The sequence below is a fragment of the Rhizobium sp. NPDC090275 genome (assembly GCF_044772225.1).
In the GTDB taxonomy this organism is placed as follows: Bacteria; Pseudomonadota; Alphaproteobacteria; order Rhizobiales; family Rhizobiaceae; genus Rhizobium.
This window is the reverse complement of sequence record NZ_JBIVYL010000004.1, coordinates 198,583-219,019: the sequence shown is the minus strand read 5'-3', so window position 1 is coordinate 219,019 and position 20,437 is coordinate 198,583. Positions and strand designations below refer to the sequence as shown.

18 protein-coding genes are annotated in these 20,437 nt (G+C 61.6%); 11 read left to right on the top strand and 7 right to left on the bottom strand.

The features are described from left to right. Positions 1-784: 784 nt before the first annotated feature. On the top strand, positions 785-1,918 hold the full coding sequence (locus ACIQUB_RS12375; protein ID WP_402929806.1) for an RHE_PE00001 family protein: 1,134 nt from the start codon (positions 785-787) through the stop codon (positions 1,916-1,918). A gap of 19 nt (positions 1,919-1,937) precedes the next feature. On the opposite strand, the gene ACIQUB_RS12370 is transcribed toward ACIQUB_RS12375, so the two are convergent. Then, a complete protein-coding gene (locus ACIQUB_RS12370; protein WP_402929804.1) occupies positions 1,938-2,837 on the bottom strand; it encodes a LysR family transcriptional regulator in 900 nt (299 codons plus the stop codon). Positions 2,838-2,965: 128 nt separating this feature from the next. Between ACIQUB_RS12370 and ACIQUB_RS12365 the strand changes: the two genes are divergently transcribed. The 9 genes from ACIQUB_RS12365 to ACIQUB_RS12325 all read left to right on the top strand — a co-directional run bounded on the left by ACIQUB_RS12365 (position 2,966) and on the right by ACIQUB_RS12325 (position 12,022). Beyond that, the gene (locus ACIQUB_RS12365; RefSeq protein ID WP_402929802.1) at positions 2,966-3,718 is read left to right on the top strand and encodes an SDR family NAD(P)-dependent oxidoreductase; all 753 of its coding nucleotides are present in this window, start codon (positions 2,966-2,968) and stop codon (positions 3,716-3,718) included. A gap of 24 nt (positions 3,719-3,742) precedes the next feature. Next, complete coding sequence (locus ACIQUB_RS12360; protein WP_402929800.1) at positions 3,743-4,120, top strand: nuclear transport factor 2 family protein; 378 nt, start codon at positions 3,743-3,745, stop codon at positions 4,118-4,120. A 274-nt stretch (positions 4,121-4,394) separates the two neighbouring features. After that, on the top strand, positions 4,395-5,231 hold the full coding sequence (locus ACIQUB_RS12355; RefSeq protein ID WP_402929798.1) for an alpha/beta fold hydrolase: 837 nt from the start codon (positions 4,395-4,397) through the stop codon (positions 5,229-5,231). 78 nt (positions 5,232-5,309) lie between these two features. Continuing rightward, the gene (locus ACIQUB_RS12350; RefSeq protein ID WP_402930289.1) at positions 5,310-5,987 is read left to right on the top strand and encodes a gamma-glutamylcyclotransferase; all 678 of its coding nucleotides are present in this window, start codon (positions 5,310-5,312) and stop codon (positions 5,985-5,987) included. A 105-nt stretch (positions 5,988-6,092) separates the two neighbouring features. Continuing rightward, positions 6,093-7,256, top strand: a complete 1,164-nt coding sequence (locus ACIQUB_RS12345) for an acyl-CoA dehydrogenase family protein (protein WP_402929796.1) — start codon at positions 6,093-6,095, stop codon at positions 7,254-7,256. Further along, positions 7,256-8,851 carry a carboxyl transferase domain-containing protein gene (locus ACIQUB_RS12340; RefSeq protein ID WP_402929794.1) on the top strand — a complete coding sequence of 532 codons (1,596 nt, stop codon included), beginning with the start codon at positions 7,256-7,258 and terminating at the stop codon, positions 8,849-8,851. The genes ACIQUB_RS12345 and ACIQUB_RS12340 overlap by 1 nt, the downstream gene beginning before the upstream one ends. A 26-nt stretch (positions 8,852-8,877) precedes the next feature. Further along, positions 8,878-10,734: an acetyl/propionyl/methylcrotonyl-CoA carboxylase subunit alpha gene (locus tag ACIQUB_RS12335; RefSeq protein WP_402929792.1), complete on the top strand. Its 1,857-nt coding sequence runs from the start codon at positions 8,878-8,880 to the stop codon at positions 10,732-10,734. Continuing rightward, positions 10,734-11,186, top strand: a complete 453-nt coding sequence (locus ACIQUB_RS12330) for a MaoC family dehydratase (RefSeq protein ID WP_402929790.1) — start codon at positions 10,734-10,736, stop codon at positions 11,184-11,186. The genes ACIQUB_RS12335 and ACIQUB_RS12330 overlap by 1 nt, the downstream gene beginning before the upstream one ends. Further along, on the top strand, positions 11,183-12,022 hold the full coding sequence (locus ACIQUB_RS12325) for an HpcH/HpaI aldolase/citrate lyase family protein (RefSeq protein WP_402929788.1): 840 nt from the start codon (positions 11,183-11,185) through the stop codon (positions 12,020-12,022). The genes ACIQUB_RS12330 and ACIQUB_RS12325 overlap by 4 nt, the downstream gene beginning before the upstream one ends. Before the next feature lie 70 nt (positions 12,023-12,092). Here ACIQUB_RS12325 and ACIQUB_RS12320 read toward each other — a convergent pair whose 3' ends face one another. The 6 genes from ACIQUB_RS12320 to ACIQUB_RS12295 form a co-directional block, all read right to left on the bottom strand. Beyond that, positions 12,093-13,751, bottom strand: a complete 1,659-nt coding sequence (locus ACIQUB_RS12320) for a GMC oxidoreductase (RefSeq protein ID WP_402929787.1) — start codon at positions 13,749-13,751, stop codon at positions 12,093-12,095. 67 nt (positions 13,752-13,818) lie between these two features. Further along, the gene (locus tag ACIQUB_RS12315; RefSeq protein WP_402929785.1) at positions 13,819-14,898 is read right to left on the bottom strand and encodes an ABC transporter ATP-binding protein; all 1,080 of its coding nucleotides are present in this window, start codon (positions 14,896-14,898) and stop codon (positions 13,819-13,821) included. Positions 14,899-14,904: 6 nt separating this feature from the next. Further along, positions 14,905-15,786: a carbohydrate ABC transporter permease gene (locus ACIQUB_RS12310; RefSeq protein WP_402929783.1), complete on the bottom strand. Its 882-nt coding sequence runs from the start codon at positions 15,784-15,786 to the stop codon at positions 14,905-14,907. After that, entirely contained in the window at positions 15,783-16,673 is an 891-nt protein-coding gene (locus ACIQUB_RS12305; RefSeq protein WP_209193176.1) for a carbohydrate ABC transporter permease, read from the bottom strand. Before ACIQUB_RS12305 ends, ACIQUB_RS12310 begins: the two co-directional genes overlap by 4 nt. 76 nt (positions 16,674-16,749) lie before the next feature. Then, positions 16,750-17,979, bottom strand: coding sequence for an ABC transporter substrate-binding protein (locus tag ACIQUB_RS12300; RefSeq protein WP_402929780.1), 1,230 nt, complete (start codon positions 17,977-17,979; stop codon positions 16,750-16,752). Positions 17,980-18,031: 52 nt separating this feature from the next. Beyond that, complete coding sequence (locus ACIQUB_RS12295; protein ID WP_402929778.1) at positions 18,032-18,985, bottom strand: sugar phosphate isomerase/epimerase family protein; 954 nt, start codon at positions 18,983-18,985, stop codon at positions 18,032-18,034. Positions 18,986-19,219: 234 nt separating this feature from the next. On the opposite strand from ACIQUB_RS12295, the gene ACIQUB_RS12290 reads away from it, so the two are divergent. Continuing rightward, positions 19,220-20,299 (top strand): LacI family DNA-binding transcriptional regulator, encoded by a 1,080-nt coding sequence (locus ACIQUB_RS12290; protein WP_402929776.1) that lies wholly within the window; start codon positions 19,220-19,222, stop codon positions 20,297-20,299. Positions 20,300-20,437 lie beyond the last annotated feature (138 nt).

The following is a 20,437-nucleotide window of genomic DNA, read 5'->3' as shown; positions in this document are numbered from 1 at the left end:
TGACGGCTACGACGTAAGCGCGCGAAACATTGACAGCTGTCAATGTTTCGAAGTGATGTTCGGAGCTCTGAGGAGCGCACGAGGGTAGCCCGTCCGCTTCATCGGGCTCAATGCCCGGTGAACTGCACGAGACTAAGCAGGTGATCGAATAGGAAGACATGAAGTGTCGCGAGATCATGGGTAAGCAGCATGCTTTGAGCGGCCTCTTGAAGCGGTTTCCATACGGGCCGGTAAGCAGGGGAGGGGATAATCGGCTGGCGTCACCGGTTGCTTCTTCGCCATCGAAAACGTTCATGCGAGCAGCAAGCCGCAGACCGCAGCGAGGGGGAGCTGGATCTTATTGCCGCAAGCTTCTGAAGCGCAAAATGAACCTTACTGCGGATAGAAGATTGCAGGATGCAATAGGACAAATATTGCCGAGGCATCGGCATCGCAAGTTGGCTAACCCTTGCGTAGGCTGGGCCGGACTAAGCCGGTGACCTTGCGCCAAACGAGCTTCGTAACCTCTCCTCAAACTCGGCCGATGACTTTTATTATCAGCATCCGGCGATTAGCCGTCCAGCTTTCCTCCGCGCGTCGGTTCGTCTCGACGCTACGACCAGCACTTCTCCGAAGCTGCTGATTTCTGCATTAATCTGCGGAAAATTGCGGAAAAGCTCGGAAGAATCGTGTAGGATTTTCCTACAGTAACAGAGCACTCAAAGAGCTTGCCGTGCTGCTTCGTCCCAATACGCAGTGAGGAACGTTAACTCCGATATGGAGTTCCTTAAGGAAATCATTTACCATGATTTCAATGCGTTACGATTCCACCAAATTGCCTATCCAGAGCCTGCTCCGACCGGTTTCAGAGGCCGGTATTGTGCTGGCAAGGCTTGATGAGCGGATCGGGCGATCGCCCATTGGAGGCGGCTGGATCGAGCGATCCCATTTCACCGATGCCTGTGCCTCTCTATGGATCGATGGCGAACTCGTTCATCTGGAGGATCTCGTGCTCCACGATGCGGGTCACGACATTCGCGCACCGAGCCACGAGCTGACGATCGCGCGCGACGTGTTGCGTACGCGACGAAGAATTGCGTCTCAGTCGCCGGCTTGGGCGCTAAGTCCAGAAGGGCTCCGCAGTTTGCGCGGCACTGATCTTAGGAGCGGCAATGCCTATTCTCCGGATAGCAAGAAGACCGACAACGACCTCATGTCTTCCCTTGAGACAAAGGGAAATGACAGAGGTACGTTCTCCAGCGCCTTCGACGCGGAGCTAGCCGAAATCGATGCCGTTCTGGCGCGAACGGAAGCGGTGCTGGCGGATGTGACAGGCCCGGCACGCTCATATCCCCGAGAGCGGGAATCGTTGGCTTATGATCTGGATTGGAACGAGGACGAGCGGCTCGACGAATGGAGAGGCGTTTTGCGGCAGAACCACGATCTACCGCCGGTGCTGCAGGCCTTGATAGCCTTCGATGCCTGGACCGAGCTCGCCGTCTTGCAACATGCCCCATGGCTCGGTCGGTTGCTGGCTGCCTCGATCCTGCGAGAGGAGGGCGTGACGACGGCGGCGCATCTCGGAGCATTCAATCTCGGTCTCAAATCGGTCTCCGTCGATCGGCGGCGGCATCGGGATCGGGAGACGCGACTGTTGGCCAGCGCTCAAGGTCTGATCATGGCCGCGGAAATAGGACTGAAGGAACACGACCGGCTGGCGCTCGCGCGGCAAATGATGGAGCGGAAACTCGTCGGCCGCCGATCGTCGTCAAAACTTCCGGCACTTGTCGATCTCGTCATGGAGAAGCCGATCGTCTCGTCCGGCATGGTCAGCCAGATCCTGGATGTCACGCCACAGGCGGCGCGGCGCATTCTAGCGGAACTTGGCCTGCGCGAAGTGACGGGCAGGGGAAGATTTCAGGCGTGGGGTATCATCTAGCCGCCGCCACTTAGCGCGACTATTCCGCCAGTGCGTCCTTCGGAAAGCCGGCGGCCAGAGCGTTGATGAAGTTACGCACCGCCGGAGGCAGCCCTCGGCGTGTCGTGAAGACAATATGCACCAGCCCTCTCATGCCCCGCCATGCCGGCAAGACGCGCACGAGTTTCCCATCTTGCAGCGCCTGTTTGCAGGTGTGGTCCGGCAGCAGCGCGACCCCCAGTCCTGCGAGCGCCGCGGTTCTTACCGCCGTGAAGTCGGCGCAGCCGATCCTGGGTTCATGTCGAACCGTATGTGTCTGGCCGTCGTCGGTTTCAAGAAGCCAACTCACTTCACCCTGATCGTCTGTCGTCGAAAGCGTGGGATGGTTGGCTAGGTCGGTGATGCTGCCGATACGGCTGGCAAGCTGCGGGCTTGCGACGAGGATGCGGATGGAATTTCCGAGCGAGCGCATCGTGAGCGATGCGTCTCCATCCAGCGAGGTGCGCACGCGGAGCGCCACATCGATCCGCTCTTCGATGAGATCGACAGGGCGGTCGACGGCAACGAGCTGAAGCCGCACTCGCGGATACTGAGCCAGGAACTTGGTCACGAGAGCTGAGATCGGCTCGACCAGCCCGGTTGGGCAGCTCATGCGAATAAGACCGTGCGGTTCCGATTGCGCTTCCGCGACCAGGGCTTCGGCCCGCTCCGCTTCGGCAACGATCGCCTTGCAGCGTTCATAGAAGGCCTGGCCGACGTCGGTCACCCTGAAGCGTCGGCTGGAGCGCTCGATCAGGCGAACCCCAAGCCGAGCTTCTAGTCCCGCGACGCGACGGCTGAGCTTCGACTTCGGCTCGCGCAATGCCCGTCCCGCCGCGGCAAAGCCACCATGGGCCACCACTTCGGCGAAGTAGACGAGATCGTTCAGATCAGACTGCATTATCGTTCTCCATATGGAACGATGGGTAGCATTTTTGCAGACTATTTGCATCAGCGTTCTGATGGCATCTTCTTTCTCAACGGCAACGGGCCGTCAACACAGAGCCAAACACAGGAAAGACAAAGACAATGAGCAAGACATTCGAAAACAAGGTCGTTGTGGTCACCGGCGGTACCAGCGGCATCGGACTGGCCACCGCGAAGGCCTTTTCGAACGAAGGCGCTTCGGTGTTCATCACCGGCCGCCGCAAGGATGCGCTCGATGCAGCCGTCAAGGAAATCGGCGGCCGGGTGACCGGCGTTCAGGGCGACATGGCCAAGCTTGTCGATATCGACCGCCTCTATGATGCCGTCCAGCAGAAGCACTCGCAGATCGACGTGGTCTTCGCCAACGCTGGCGGCGGTGAATTCGCACCGCTCGGTGCCATCACCGAGGAGCATTACGAGAAGACCTTCGACACAAACGTCAAGGGCGTGCTGTTCACGGTTCAGAAGGCGCTGCCTCTGCTGCGCGATGGCGCTTCGATCGTGCTGACCTCGTCGACCACGAGCATCTCCGGAACCCCGGCGCTCAGCGTCTACTCGGCGACAAAGGCGGCCGTCCGCAATTTCGCGCGCAACTGGATCCTCGACCTCAAGGATCGCCATATTCGCGTCAATGCCGTCAGCCCCGGCGTTACCGAGACGGCTGGCCTGAACGAACTCTTCGGTAATGGCGACAGCGCCGAAAATACGAAAAACTATCTCGCCGGTCTGATCCCCGCCGGTCGCATCGGTCAGCCGGAGGAAATTGCCAAGGCGGTTCTCTTCCTGGCGTCGGATCAAGCCTCTTTCGTCAACGGCGTCGAATTGTTTGTCGATGGCGGCCAGGTTCAGATCTGAGGATCGGTTTCAAGGAGAGAAGTCATGACAGACATTGCAACGCTGTTGGAGCGGAACCTGCACGAGATCTTCGGGGAGGGCGATGCCGTCCTCCGCCAGAAGGCCGCAGAGGAGATTCTCCACGAGGATGCCGTCTTCACCGAGCCGCACGGCATCTATCGAGGCCGGGACGAGATCGTTCGCATCGCCGGCGTGATCCGCGCCATGCACCCGGATTTCAAATATACACCGATCGCACCGGCAGAGGTTCTTCAAGATCAGGCCGGCCGGCTCAGATGGTCCGCCGGTGCACCGGGCCAACCGCCCGCCTATGCCGGCACCGATTTCATCGTGGCGCGGGATGGCAAGATCGCAGCCATCTATCTCTTCTTCGATGGGGCTCCAGACACGACGCATCAATAATTGCAAAAATGGCAATAAAATAGAAATTATTGATGCAATTGTTGGCGCGAGTGTTTCGCGGCAATATCTCCCCATCAGCCGAGCAACAGCGTCGTCTGAAGCTTGAAACGACACGATTGCAGGATATGAAATGACCGAGATTTTTTCTTCCATGACGCGCCGCAGCGCACTGCTTTCCGCCGGTGCAGCCGCAGCGACGATGGCAATCTCACCCGCCTTTACCTTTGCAGCGAGTGCTGCACCCACACACACTAAAACAGAAGGAAATACTGACATGGCTACGATCACCACCAAGGACGGCGTTGAAATCTTCTACAAGGATTGGGGTTCGAAGGACGCACAGCCGATCGTCTTCCACCACGGCTGGCCGCTGTCGTCGGATGACTGGGATGCGCAGATGCTGTTCTTCCTGTCGAAGGGTTACCGCGTCATTGCCCATGACCGCCGTGGCCACGGCCGCTCCGCCCAGGTCGCCGACGGTCACGATATGGACCACTATGCCGCTGACGCTTTTGCCGTCGTCGAAGCGCTGGATCTGAAGAACGCCGTGCATATCGGCCATTCCACCGGTGGCGGTGAAGTTGCCCGCTACGTTGCAAAGTTCGGCCAGCCGGCCGGCCGCGTCGCCAAGGCTGTTCTGGTGTCGGCCGTTCCGCCGCTGATGCTGAAGACCGAAAATAACCCGGATGGCCTGCCGATCGAAGTGTTCGACGGCTTCCGTGCAGCACTCGCCGCCAACCGGGCGCAGTTCTTCCGCGATGTCCCGGCCGGCCCCTTCTACGGTTTCAACCGTGATGGCGCCAAGGTTCAGGAAGGCGTGATCCAGAATTGGTGGCGCCAGGGCATGATGGGCGGTGCTAAGGCGCACTATGACGGCATCAAGGCCTTCTCCGAAACGGACCAGACGGAAGACCTGAAGGCGATCACCGTTCCGACGCTTGTACTGCACGGCGAAGACGATCAGATCGTACCGATCGCGGACTCCGCACTGAAGTCGGCCAAGCTTCTGAAGAACGGTTCGCTGAAGACCTACCCGGGCTTCTCGCACGGCATGCTGACCGTCAATGCCGATGTGCTGAACGCCGACCTGCTCGCTTTCGTGCAGTCCTGACGAAAAGACCTGGCCGTGGCAGACATCTGCCACGGCCAGTTGCTCCATTTCCTTGACCTGATACAGATCGATACCACCATGCAGCTGACGCCCCAACTTGTTGCCCTGACCATCCGAGATGTCCGTGATGATGGACCGGAACCGGGCTGGACGCCGCTTTCGGAAGCTGAGCTTGACGATCTCGTCGACGGGATCGAGCATGAAGCGGCAGGTGAGCCTCTTCTCGTCTTTGCCTATGGTTCCCTGATCTGGAATCCGGAGTTCGAACCGGCCAGCCGCGAGCGCGCAACCGCATACGGCTGGCACAGGTCATTCTCACTGAAAATTCAGCGCTGGCGCGCAACCAGCGAGCAGCCCGGCCTGATGATGGCGCTTGAGCGCGGCGGCCAGTGCGATGGCATCGTCTTCGAGCTTTCAGCCGATCGCCGCCGCCAGGATCTGCGCGCTCTGGTCGCGCGCGAGATCAAGTATAGCGAAGTGATCGACATGGTGCGGTGGCTTCCGGTCAGAACCGAAAGCGGTGTCAAAAGAGCTCTGACGTTCTGGGCTAGCACCAAGCGGGCCGGACTGACGAAACCGCTGCCGGCGGTGGAAGCGTCTTCGCTGATCGCGACGGCGTGCGGTGAGGGCGGCTCCTGCGCCGAGTACCTTCACAACACGATCGTCGATCTTCAAGCCGAGGGCATCCGCGACCGCAACTTGTGGCGTCTACAGGAACTGGTAGCGGCCGAGATCTTGGCGCTCCAGAACGCGTAGCCTACCCGTGCTCCCCGGCAACGCGCCGGAGGCGATGGCGTTGATACGATTTTACTAATCGCATTCGTCGCGGTAGCATGATCGCAGTCTGGGAGGACTGGCGACATGCTGGAGTTGGATTTCGGGTTATCCGAAATGGCGGAGGCTATCCGTGAGACGACGTATCGGTTTGCGACAGATCGTATTGCCCCGCTTGCCGCGAAGATAGACGAGGAGGACTGGTTCCCGGTCGAGCTCTGGCCCGAGATGGGGGCGCTTGGCCTTCATGGTATCACGGTGCCGGAAGGCTCTGGCGGCCTTGGGCTCGGCTATCTCGAACATGTCATCGGCTGTGAAGAAATCAGCCGCGCCTCGGCGTCGGTCGGCCTGTCTTATGGCGCGCACTCCAATCTCTGCATCAATCAGATCTCGCGCTGGGGCTCGGCCGAGCAGAAGCAGCGATACCTTCCCTCTCTGATATCGGGCGCGCATGTCGGCAGCCTTGCCATGTCGGAAGCAGGCGCCGGCTCGGACGTCGTCTCGATGCGGCTCCGCGCCGATAGGGTCGATGGCGGTTACCGCCTCAACGGCACCAAATTCTGGATCACCAACGCGCCCTATGCCAAGACGCTGGTCGTTTATGCCAAGACCGTTCCCGATGGTGGCTCCAAAGGGATCACCGCCTTTCTGGTAGAAAAGGGCTTTCCGGGCTTCTCGATCGGCCAGAAGATCAACAAGGTCGGCATGCGCGGATCGCCGACGGCGGAACTGGTCTTCGATGATTGCTTCGTTCCGGAAGAAAACATCATGGGCCCGCTTAACGGCGGCGTCAAAGTGCTGATGTCCGGGCTCGACTATGAGCGCGTGGTGCTTTCCGGCATCCAGCTCGGCATCATGCAGGCCTGCCTGGATGTGGTGCTTCCGTATGTCAGGGAGCGCAAGCAGTTCGGTGCGCCGATCGGTAGTTTCCAGCTGATCCAGGCAAAGGTGGCGGACATGGTCGTGGCCCTGAATTCCGCCCGCGCCTACGTCTATGCGGTGGCAAGAGCCTGCGATGCCGGCAAGACGACGCGGCATGATGCGGCAGGAGCCATTCTTTATGCATCCGAAAGCGCGGTCAAAGTGGCCGAGCAGGCGATCCAGGCGCTGGGCGGCGCGGGATATACGAAAGACTGGCCGGTCGAGCGGTACTGGCGGGATTCCAAGCTGCTCGACATCGGCGCCGGTACCAACGAAGTGCGCCGCATGCTGATCGGGCGCGAAGTCATAGGTAGCGAGGCGAGGGGCTGATGCCGGAGCTGCAGACGATGCTCGATACCAGCTCGCAAACCTTCGCGGCCAATCAAGCGCATAATCTTGCTCTGGTGGAGATGCTCCGCTCCAAGGTGGCGCGGGCAGCTTTGGGCGGCTCTGCGAAACATCGCGAGCGGCATGTCGAGCGTGGCAAGCTTTTACCGCGTGACCGCGTCCAGCGCCTGCTCGATCCCGGCTCGCCGTTTCTCGAGCTCGGACAGCTTGCCGCCAATGGCATGTATGATGACGAGGCGCCCGGCGCGGGCATGATCGCCGGCATCGGCAGGGTCTCAAGCGTCGAGTGCATGATCGTGGCGCATGACCCGACCGTGAAGGGCGGCGCCTATTTTCCGATGACGGTGAAGAAGCATCTGCGGGCGCAGGAGATCGCCTGGGAAAACCGGCTGCCCTGCATCTATCTGGTGGACTCGGGCGGCGCCAACCTGCCGCATCAGGCGGAGGTCTTTCCCGATCGCGATCATTTCGGGCGCATCTTCTACAATCAGGCGCAGATGTCGGCGGCGGGCATCGCCCAGATCGCCTGCGTCATGGGCAGCTGCACGGCGGGCGGCGCTTACGTGCCCGCGATGTCCGATGAAACCGTCATCGTGCGCAATCAGGGAACGATCTTCCTCGCCGGCCCGCCACTGGTCAAGGCGGCAACGGGTGAGATCATATCCGCCGAGGAACTCGGCGGCGCCGATACGCACGGCCGGAAATCCGGTGTCGTCGACCATGTCGCGGAGAACGACGAGCACGCGCTTCTGATCGTTCGCGACATCGTCGCGACACTCAATCGACCGAAGCGGGCGGACATCGAGGTGGCCGAGCCACAGCCGCCGAAGCTCGACGCGCAGGAGCTCTACGGCATCGTTCCGCGCGACGTGCGCACGCCCTATGACGTTCGCGAGGTCATCGCCCGTATCGTCGACGGCTCTGAACTGCAGGAGTTCAAGGCGCTCTATGGCACCACGCTGGTCTGCGGCTTTGCGCGGATTTGGGGTGTCCCCGTCGCGATTCTCGCCAATAATGGCGTGCTCTTCTCCGAGAGCGCGCTGAAGGGCGCCCATTTCATCGAGCTTGCCTGTCAGCGGCGCATACCGCTGCTCTTCCTGCAGAACATCTCCGGCTTCATTGTCGGTGGCAAATATGAAGCCGAAGGGATCGCCAAGAACGGCGCGAAGCTTGTGACGGCGGTGGCAACGGCATCGGTGCCGAAGATAACGGTCCTGATCGGCGGCAGCTTCGGCGCGGGCAATTACGGCATGTGCGGCCGCGCCTATCAGCCGCGCTTTCTGTTCACGTGGCCGAATGCCCGCATCTCCGTCATGGGCGGCGAACAGGCCGCCTCGGTTCTGGCGACCGTGCACCGCGATGCCGAAAGCTGGAGCGCCGATGAGGCCGAGGCGTTCAAGGCGCCCATCCGGCAGAAGTACGAGGATGAGGGCAACCCCTATTACGCAACCGCACGGCTATGGGACGACGGCATCATCGACCCCGCGCAGACACGCGATGTACTCGGCCTGGCATTCGCGGCGACGTTGAATGCACCGATACCGGAGCGCGCCCAGTTCGGCCTGTTTCGCATGTAGCCGCAAAGGCAGGGAGAGAAGAGACCGTGATAGACAGCCTGCTGATCGCCAATCGCGGCGAGATCGCGAGGAGGATCATAAGAACGGCGAAACGGCTCGGGATCCGCACGATCGCCGTTCACTCCGAGATCGATCGCGACATGCCCTTCGTTCGCGAGGCGGACGAGGCGGTCTGCATCGGGCCGGCACCGGCCAAGGAGAGCTATCTCAACGCCGACAGGATTGTCGAGGCCGCGATGCGGACCGGCGCGAAGGCGATCCATCCGGGTTACGGCTTTCTGTCGGAAAATGCCGACTTCGCGGAACGGGTCACGGCCTCCGGTCTGATCTGGGTCGGGGCGCCTGCGGCTTCGATCCGGGCCATGGGCCTCAAGGATGCGGCCAAGAAGCGGATGATCGCGGCGGGCGTCCCGGTCACGCCGGGCTATCTCGGCGAGGACCAGGCGGACGAGCGGCTGCAGCGCGAAGCGGAGGCGATCGGCTATCCTGTCCTGATCAAGGCTGTCGCCGGGGGCGGCGGCAAGGGGATGCGTCGCGTTGATAGCGCAGTGGAATTTCCGGCGGCGCTCGCCAGCTGCCGCCGCGAAGCCGTTGCCGCCTTCGGCGATGACCGGGTGCTGCTCGAGAAATACATCCTCTCGCCCCGGCACATCGAGGTCCAGGTCTTCGGCGACACACACGGAAACGTCGTCCACCTGTTCGAGCGCGATTGTTCGCTGCAGCGGCGGCACCAGAAAGTCATCGAGGAAGCGCCGGCGCCGGGCATGGACGCATCGACGCGAGAGGCCGTCTGCCAGGCCGCGGTTCAAGCGGCGCGCGCGGTCGATTATGTCGGCGCGGGGACGATCGAGTTCATCGCGGATGCGTCCGAAGGACTTCGCGCCGATCGCATCTGGTTCATGGAGATGAATACCCGGCTGCAGGTCGAACATCCTGTGACCGAGGCCATCACCGGCCAGGATCTTGTCGAATGGCAAATCCTGGTGGCATCCGGCGAGCCGCTGCCTCTGCGCCAGGAGCAGTTATCGATCAACGGATGGGCGATGGAATCGAGGCTCTACGCCGAAAACCCGTCTACAGGCTTCCTGCCTTCGATCGGTCGGCTGAGTCATCTCAAGTTTCCTGATGGCATCAGGGTCGATAGCGGTGTCGAAGAGGGCAACGAAATCAGCGCCTATTACGATCCGATGATCGCCAAGCTGATCAGCCACGGCGCAACGCGCCAGGACGCGGCGCGGCGATTGGCCCGTGCGGCAGCTGACGTCGAGGTCTGGCCCGTGCGCACCAACGCCGCCTTCCTCGCACGCACGCTCGACCACCCCGATTTTTGCGCCGGCACGGTCGACACCGGCTTCATCGAAAGGCACGCGACCGATCTCATCCCGCCGGCCGAGCCCAGCGAACGCGTGCTGCAAGCGGCCGCGCGGGCGATCCTGCCGAAGCCGGGCGGCAACATGTGGACGACGGGAAACGGATTTCGGATGAACGCACCGCCGTCGCGGGAGATCGGTGTCGAGGTTGGCGGTACAGCCTATCGGGTGGAACTGCGCGATGGCGGCGAGCCGGCCGCGACCGATGCCGGCGTGCTCTTTCTGGATGGCGAAGCCTGGGCTTTCGGGCCGCCACGCGCCGGTCTCGTGGGCGGGAGTGCCGGCCATTCCGATGGCGCGATTGTCGCGCCGATGCCGGGCAGGGTGATCGCGCTCATGGTCGCCAAGGGAGGTCGTGTCACCAGAGGTCAGCCTCTTGTCGTCATCGAGGCAATGAAAATGGAGCAGACGCTGAGCGCACCGTTCAATGGCGTCGTTTCGGAGATGAAGGTCCTTGCCGAGGCACAGGTCGTCGAAGGCAGTGTCCTCATGCAGCTGGAAGGAGACCAATGATGGCCGGGCGTCATTTCGAGGACTGGACCATCGGCGACAGGATTTCGCACGAGATCCGACGTACGGTCACCGAAACAGACAATCTCCTCTTCTCCACCATGACCCACAATCCGCAGCCGCTGCACATCGATGCGGAAGCGGCGAAGGCCAGCGAATTCGGCCAGATACTCGTCAACGGCACCTTCACCTTCGCGCTCATGGTCGGGCTCTCGGTCGGCGATACTACCATGGGCACGCTGGTTGCGAATTTGGGCTACGACAAGCTGGTGATGCCGAAGCCTGTTTTCATCGGCGATACGATGCGCGCCGAAACCGAAGTCGCCGATCTGAGAGAGAGTCGATCGAGGTCGACGGCCGGGATTGTCACCTTCCAGCACGAGTTGATCAATCAGCGCAGCGAAGTGGTTTGCAGGTGCCTGCGTAGCGCACTGGTGCAGAGGAGACCGGCATGAGGCTGCGTTCGCTGCTCTTTGTGCCTGGGGACCGGCCGGATCGCATGCAGAAGGCATTTGCGCTTGAAGCCGATGCCCTGGTTCTCGACCTGGAAGATGCTGTTGCGCTTGCCGAGAAACCGGCAGCGAGAGCGGCGGTCGCCACTTTCCTGCGATCGGCCGAACGGCCGGTCAAGCTCTTCGTGCGGGTGAACGCGCTGGAGAGCGGCCTCCTGGAGCAAGACCTCGCGGTCATTCTCGATGCCCGGCCCGACGCGCTCGTCCTGCCGAAGGCCGAGGGCAGTGCAAGTGTGGAGGCCTTGGCGGCTCTGGCCCCCGGTGTGCCGATCATGCCGATCGCGACGGAAACGCCCGCAGCAATCTTTCAACTCGGAAGCTATGCCGCCGTTCGTCACCTGATCCTGGGATTGACCTGGGGAGCAGAGGACCTTCCCGCGGCAATCGGCGCGATGCGGTCGCGAAATGAGGATGGCAGCTATACTCATCCCTACGAAATGCTGCGCTCTCTGACACTGTTTGCCGGCCACGCCGCCGGTGCCGCTGCCATCGAGACCATCTACCCGGCACTCGGCGACCTCGAGGGCCTGCGACGCTACGCGCACCGGGCGCGTAGCGATGGCTTTACGGGAATGATGGCGATTCATCCTTCTCAAATTCCCGTCATCAACGAGGCCTTCTCGCCGACGCAAGCCGAAGTCGCAAGAGCTCAGGCCATCGTCGCGGCATTCGAAGCAAACCCGGAAAAGGGCGTGCTTCAACTCGATGGCCAGATGATCGACGCACCGCACCTGCGGCAGGCCCGGCGCATACTGGAGCTTGCAACGGGACCAGCGTAAGCGTTGGCGCACGAAGCGACGTTTAGTTGCGATTGGCTACCGAAAACGGCCGACGCAAAGCACCCGTCAATCAGGCTTTCTGTCCACGGTAATCGCTCGCCAGCTTGCGGCAGGCGCGTAGCGTGAGAGCCATGACCGTCAGTGTGGTGCCAGTGGTCCCGCCACCGGCGAAAGAGCTGGCGTCGGTGACCAGTAGATTGGGCACATCCCAACTCTGATTCCACTTGTTGAGCACGGAGTTTTCCCGGGATGCGCCCATGCGTGCACCACCGCTTTCGTGGATGGCGGCCCCCATGCACATGGTCTTCTTGAACCATTTGCGGAACAGGAAGCGGCTGAGCGCGCTTGCCTCTGGAAACGCGCCCCGGCCCATTTCCTTCAGGCCGAGCGGAGAGCCGATGAAGTCGAGATCACCGCCGGCGCCCTTCACCATGTCGATCAGGGTGTTTTCCTGTTTGCGGATCAGCTCCTGCTCGGGCGCGTTCATGACGCAGCGGATGTGCGGAACCGGGATCCCCCAGGCATCCTTGCGATTGGGGTCGAGCGTGATGCGGTTATCGGCATCGGGAAGCATCATTCCGAAGCCGAAGAAGGCGAGGTTGGCGGGTTGATCGTCGCCGGCAGGCGCACGGCCGACGCTGCCCTGGAAGGCGAAGTCACCACGTTTCGGCTTGCCCTCCACCTGATCGAAGCGCGGGACGAAAATGCCGCCGGATGGATTGTAGAAGGGATCTTGCGGCGCGGAATCGTCCTGCGACCAGCCCTTGGAAGGCGGGAAGGTGCCGAAAGCGAGGCAGGGCAGCTGGTCCATGAAATAGCGGCCGAGCGTGCCGGAGCTGTTTCCGAGCCCGTTCGGATGCTTCTTCGAGGATGAGTTAAGCAGCAGCCGCACGCTTTCGATCGGCGAGGCGCAGAGGATCACATTTTCGGCACGTATCGTCTGGACCCTGCCGGACACCTTGTCGGTGAACTCCGCGCCGGTCGCACGACCGGTTTCGGCATCCGTCGTGATGCGACGCACGATGGCATTGTGCTTGATGGTCAGCTTTCCGCTTGCCAGCGCCTCGCGCAGCGGACGCGGCACGCGCTCGGGATCCGGCGCGATATAGCGCCAGGACACGACATGCCGCTCCGACGCCTGGCCCTCGACGGTCTTCTTGAAGAGCTGCTCGGCCGGCGTGAGCTTGGCGGGATGCGCGTAGACGCCGTCGGGCATGGCCGCGACGTGATCTTCATTGCCATAGAGGCCGAGATGGGTCTCGGCTTCCGCGTAGTAGGGCGCAAGCTCGTCATACGAGACCGGCCAGTCGACGCCGGCGCCGGTGCGGCTGTTGATCTTGAAGTCGTCGTCGCTCCAGCGGTTCAGCACGCGGCCGAAGCTGTGCAGGCGTCCGCCGGCCTGGCGACCACGAATCCAGAGGAAGGGCTCGCCGCGCGGTGTCGTGTAGGGGTTCTTGCGGTCGTTGACGAAGAAGCGGCTGAAGCGCTCGGTGAAGAAGGCGGCGCGCGCCTGGATCGGCTGGCCCTTCATAGTTGCGCGGGCGCGCTCCCAGATGTTGATGGCGCTCGCCGGCGGCTTCTTCTTGGACGGGTTGAAATCGTTCTTGCCGATCTCGGGGCCAGCCTCGAGCAGAAGAACGGAGAGGCCATTGGCCGTCAGTTCCTTGGCGGCAAAGGACCCGGCTGCGCCGGAGCCGATCACCAGCGCGTCATACACTTTCTCAGACATGTCGTTCAAAACCTGACTTCATCAATGAAATGGAGGCGCGGCCCTATCGCGGGCCGCGAAGATGGGCTCACAGACGGTTTCCGTCCTCGCCGAATAGCGAAGCCTTGGAGAGATCGAGCCCAAGGCCGATCTCATCGCCCGGCTGAAGATCGAGATCACCCATCACCCGCAACGACAGCGTCGTGTCGTTCCAGCTGAGCCAGACGACGGTGTCCGAGCCCATGGGCTCGATGACCGATACGCTGGCCGTGATCGCGGCGCCCTCTCCCTTCGCCCGGATGGTGAGATGTTCGGGACGCAGGCCAAGGGTCGCCGGGCCTGGTTTGGGTTCGGAGGCAAAAGCATAGCCGGATATATCGACCGCGAGATCCGCCGCCTTGAAGAGGAGCTTGTCAGCCTCGCGCTCGATCTTGCCGCTGACGAAGTTCATCGCCGGCGCGCCGATGAAGCCGGCGACGAAAAGGTTGGCGGGGCGGTGATAGATTTCCGCCGGCGTGCCCAATTGCTGGATCACGCCTTCCTTCATGATGGCGATGCGATCGGCAAGCGTCAGCGCTTCCACCTGGTCGTGGGTGACGTAGATCATCGTGTTGCCGAGCTGCTGGTGCAGCTTCTTGATCTCGACGCGCAGCTCGTTGCGCAGCTTGGCGTCGAGGTTCGAGAGCGGCTCGTCGAAGAGGAAGACATCGACTTCACGAACCAGCGCGCGACCGATCGCGACACGCTGGCGCTGGCCGCCGGAGAGCTCGGCCGGGCGACGATCGAGCAGCTTTTCGAGGTGCAGCAGCGATGCGGCGCGCTCGACGCGGCTGTCGATCTCGGCCTTAGGCAGGCCGGCGACGCGCAGGCCGAAGGAGAGGTTCTTGCGCACTGACATGCGGGGATAAAGCGCGTAGGACTGGAACACCATGCCGATGCCGCGATCCTTGGGCTCGTCCCAGGTGACATTGTTGCCCGAAATCCAGATCTCACCGTCTGTGATATCGGCAAGGCCGGCGATGGCGTTGAGCAGAGTGGACTTGCCGCAGCCGGAGGGGCCGAGCAGGACCAGGAATTCCTTTGCGGCGATATCCAGCGACATCTTCTCTATGACGGTATGGTCGCCATAGGTGATCTTCAGGTCCTTGATTGAAACAGCGGATTGCATTCAGCTTTACCCCTTGACGGCGCCGGCCGCGATCCCGCGGACGAACCAGCGTCCTGACAGGAAATAGATGGCAAGCGGAATGATGGCGGTGAGGATGGTGGCCGCCATGTTGACGTTGTAGTTGCGCTCACCCATCGTCGTGTTGACGATGTTGTTGAGCTGTACGGTCATCGGAAGATTGTCGCGTCCGGCAAAGACCACGCCGAGCAGGAAGTCGTTCCAGATGCCGGTGAACTGGAACATCGAGGCGACGACGATCATCGGAAGCGCCATCGGCAGCATGATCTCGATGAAGATCCGCCAGAAGCCGGCGCCATCGACGCGCGCCGCTTTGAAGAGTTCTTCCGGGATCGTCACGAAGTAGTTGCGGAAGAGCAGCGTCACCAGCGGCAAGCCGAAGAGCACGTGCACCAGAATGATGCCGCCGAGGCTGTTGTAGAAGCCCATAACGGCCATGCCGCGCACCAGCGGGTAGAGGAAGATCTGATAGGGAACGAGCGCGCCTGCCATCAGCATGCCGAACATCACGCGGCCGCCCTTGGGCCGCCAGAAGGACAGCGCATAACCGTTGATCGCGCCGAAGATGACGGAGATCGCGACGGCCGGGACGGTGATCTTGATCGAGTTCCAGAAACCCATGCGCACGCCGCCGCATTCGCTGCCGGCGCAGGCGCCGGACCAGGCGGTCTTCCAGGCGGTGAAATCGAGATGGAGCGGAAGCGCGAAAATCTGGCCGAGCCGGATTTCGTCCATGGTCTTCAGCGATGTGACGATCATGACGTAGAGCGGTACGGCGAAGAACAGGGCGGCGGAGATCAGGAAGGCATAGAGGCCGACGCGCGCGACGGTGAACTGCGTGGGCTTCGGGCCACGGGGATGGGTCGTCATAGCGTACCTGCCTGGCGCCGGGCGCGGATGTGTTGGGCATAGCGGAACGGCGCGATGATGATGAGGACCGTGAGCAGCAGAACGGTGGCCGCCGCCGTTGCAAGGCCGAGGTTCTGGCGCTGGAACAGGTTGTCCATGATGAACTTCGCCGGCACCTCGGTGGCCGATCCCGGCCCGCCATTGGTGAGCGCCACGACGATATCATAAGTCTTGATGACGCCCATTGAGAGCAGCGTGCCGGCAGCGGCGAAGGCCGGCGTCATCTGCGGCAGGATGATGGAAACGTATGTCCGCCACACCGGAATGCCATCGATGCGCGCGGCGCGCCATTGCTCGCCGTCGATCCCGCGCATGCCGGCAAGAACCAGGATCATCACCAGGCCGGCGCCCTGCCACAGGGCCGCGATGACCACGGCATAGATCGCGAGGTCGCGGTTGATGATCCAGTCGAAGGTGAAGCTTTCCCAGCCGAGCGCCCGCACGCTTGCCTGCACGCCGAGCGTCGGGTTCATCATCCACTGCCAGATCAGGCCGGTGACGACGAAGGACATGGCGTAGGGATAGAGAAAGATCGTGCGGAAGGCGCTTTCGAAACGCACCTTGCGATCAAGGGCTGCGGCGAGCAGGAAGCCGAGAAACAGGCAGCCGAATACGTAAAGAATGCCGAAGATGATCAGGTTCTGGAACGAGATCAGCCATTTCGCCGTCGCGAACAGCTTGGAATACTGCTCCAGGCCGACGAAGTTCCACGATGGGAACAGCCGCGAATTGGTGAATGACAGGGTGACGGACCAGACCATGGTGCCGAGATAGACGACGATCACCGCGGCCCAGGTCGGGATGAGCGCGATCAGCGCCGCCTTCGAGCGGTTATTCTTGCGTTTCATCTGAAGGTCTTTGCTAGAGCGTTTCGAAAGGCCGCCTGCGCCGGTGGTGCAGCGCAGGCGGCAACTGCCCGATCTGTTACTCGAAGATCGCGGCGAACTGCGCGGCCGACGCATCGATATCGGCGGACGGGTTTGCCCAGAATTCGCCGATGAAGTCGGTCAGCGCGCCGACCTGTTCCGGCGTCGTGGTGATGGCGTGCTCCGGAACGATCTTGCCTTCAGACAGGAAGGTCATGCCCTTCTGCGTGCAGGCGTCGAACTTGGACTTGTCGACGTCGGTGCGCACGGGGATCGAGCCCTTGTTGAGCGAGAAGTCGACCTGAACGGCCGGATCCATCACGACTTCGGCCAAGAGCTTCTGCGCGGCGTCCTGATTCGCATCGTTGGTCTTCATGTAGCCGAACGCATCCGAGATGTAGATGAGGCCGGGAGAGGCCGGCGAGATGGCGCAGCCGAAGTCCTTGTCGGCAACCTTGCCGGCGGCGGTGAATTCGCCCTTGGCCCAGTCACCCATGAACTGCACGCCGGCCTTGCCGGTGATCACCATGGCGGTCGCGTCGTTCCAGTTGCGGCCCGGAGAGCCTTCGTCAACATAACCACGCAGCTTGCCGAAGATCTCGAGCGCCTTCTTGACGCCGTCGGCGGTGAGGGCTGCCTGATCCTTGTCGGCATAGATCTTCATGAAACCGTCCATGCCGACCTGCGACAGGAGCACCATGTTGAAGACCTTCACTTCCTGCCATGCCTGGCCGCCCCAGGCGATCGGCGTCAGGCCGGCGGCCTTCAGCTTGTCCATGTCGGCGAAGAAGGCGTCCCAATCCTTGGGCTCTTCGGTGATGCCAGCCTTGGCGAAGGCGTCCTTGGAGTAGAACATCCAGCTTTCGCCGTGAATGCCCGTCGGCGTCAGGTAGACCTTGCCGTCATAGGAGATGTAGTCGTAAAGCGCCTTCGGAAGGACGTCCTTCCAATTGCCGGCGGCAGCCACTTCGTCGATCGGGTTCATCACGCCCTGTTCGATGAACTCGGCCGGGTCCTTGCCGACCACGACCTGCTTTGCCGTCGGCGGGTCGCCGGCGACGAGGCGGTTCTGGAAGGCGGCGTTGGCGTTTTCGAAGCCGGCCACGGTGGAGCTTTCCCACACGCCGCCGCGCTTTTCGAATTCCTTCTTGATCGCGTCGACGGCGCGGCCTTCGCCGCCCGAGGTCCAGGAGGTGAAGACCTCGGCCTTCAGTTTGTCATCGGCCTGTGCAAGGCCGACGGCGCCGAGCAGAATGGTGCCGGCGAGCAGGATTGTCATTCTCTTCATGGTTCCACCTCTTCATGGGCCCTCTTTGCGGGGCCGTTGGTTACAGGTTCGGTTAGCGATAGATCGGCAGTAGCGACTGCCGCACGAGGGTCAGGCCATTGGCGATATCGCCAACGGGATCGGGAGCGGCATCGAGCTCGAGGATCGCCCAGCCGCTGAACTGGCGGTCGCGAAGCAGCCGGATCCAGGCCGGCCAATCGACGCGACCAAGGCCGAAGCCGCAGAAATAGGGACGATGGCGTTCGTGGATATCTTTGCCGATCGGCGTATCGGCCGGCATCTTGCCGATTGCGTCCTTCCAGTGCGCGATGACCATGCGCTCGTGGTGACGGTCGACGAGCTGGATCGGATCCGAGCCTTCGAGAATGATATGGGCCGTATCCGGGCACATGTGAACGTATGTGGGGTCAGTCAGCAGCATCAATAGATCGACGTCGCGAGCTGCAGCGAAGATCGAGTGTGCTTCCGTATGAACGGCAAGCTTGACGCCCTTCTTGTAGAGGATCGCGCCCAGCCGGTTGAGGAAATCGGCGATGATCTTGGCTTGGTCGAAATCGCGGAAGCGAACCGGTTCGGCGCCCGGCGTTTGGCGCATCGGCGCGCCGATCACCATCACGTCGCCGCCGCAGGCCTTGATGAAGTCGGCGTAGAGTTCAGCCTTGGCGATGATGGCGTCTTGTGCCGCCGCTTCGGTGAAGTCCCCCGATGCTTCCAGTTCCGCGAAGAAGCCGGATGCGAGCTGTAGGCCGCGCTTGGAGAGTTCGGCGGCGAAGCCTTCGACCGAACCGTAGGTCTTGATGGCGTCCTGCCAGTTGAAGGGCGAAAACGTCAGCTCGACGCCGGTGACGCCTGATGCCCGGATGCTGTCGAGGATCTTGTCCCAGAACTTGCGCGGCTCGGACTTGGCGTGATCGACAATCGCGTCGTAGCTGTCGACGCCCCAAAATCCTGGATGGAAGAAGGTAACCAGATCTACACCGAAACGCAGCTTCTCACTCGACGCCATTGTTCAATTCCTCCGATGAGCACAGGCAACCCGTCGCGAAAGCGAACTTCCACGGCGAAATTTATTTATATAATTCAGTATTTTGGCACTTGGCAATCGTTTGCCATGCCTCGATATTAGACAAGGCGATAAAAGATGCAATGGCTTTCTTCGATTTTTTGGCAAACGTTTGCTATAAGGATCTTGGGAGATGCGGCGGTTCTGCCCGGCGCTGGGATTAAGTGGATGGAATGAATGAAGAAAACGGAAGACAATTCATCCACAGAGGGATCGTCTGCTCTGATGGCGGATGTGGCGCGCCTTGCCGGCGTTGCCATTTCGACCGTCAGCCGGGCGCTCGCTAACCCCGGCCGCGTCAACGAAAAGACGCGGGCGCGCATCGCGGCCGCCGCCGAGGAACTCGGCTACACCCCCAACGCGGCTGCCCGTAACCTGAGGGTCGGCAAGTCGAACGTGATCATGATCATTCTGCCGGGCTCGCTGCATTACGGCGCCTCGCAGATCATTCCGCAGGTGCTGGAGGCGGTAAACCGCACGGTGATCCGCAACGGCTATAATCTGATGATCGCCAACCTCGATCGCGACGAAAGCTCCGAGCGACATATCCTCGATCTTGCCTTCGGCGGCACGGTGAGGGGCGCGCTCATCCTTTCATCGCAGCTTCCTGTTGTTGCCAACAGGTCGCTTGCCGAAGCCGGGTTGCCGATCGTGTCGCTGCTTCTCGACATGAGCGAAACGAGCGTGCCCAGCATCATCACCAATGATCGCCAGGCCGTGAAGGAAGCGGCCCGCGAGCTACTGGCGCTTGGGCATCGACGCTTTTTCTATATTGCCGGTCCGACCGGAAACTACCATGACGTTGAGCGTTACGCCGGCCTTGTCGAAGCCTTGCAGGACGCAGGCCTCTCCGAGGAGAACGTGACGCGTTCCGGCGGTGACCTGTCATTCCAGTTCGGATTTGAGACGGGACTGCAGGCCGCGGCGGAATTCGCAAGCTTCCCCATAAAGCCGACGGCCGTCGTTGCGACGAGCGACGACATGGCGATCTCGTTCATGAGCAAGGTGCAGAAAATGGGATGGCGTGTGCCTGATGATCTGTCGATCGTCTCATTCGACGGGTCGCCGGTCTGCGAATATTGCGCGCCGCCTTTATCGACCATCGAGCAGCCCATGGAGGCGCTTGGTGAGGCGGCCACGGAATTTTTGATTGCTCGAATGGAGAAATCGGAAGATCCGCGAGACCCGCGTGTCGTCATCCCAAGCCGGTTCATCCGGCGTGATAGTATCGGGCTGAACCGACAGGCCGATACGTAGCGCCTGGCTTCGGAGCTTGTGCTGAGCGCTGCGAACCAGAAGCTGTATTTTCATTAACATTAAATACTGCTAATATAATATTGGCGGCGCTGTGTTGAGGGTAGGGGCCGCTTCTCACGCTTCAGCGCCATAGCATGT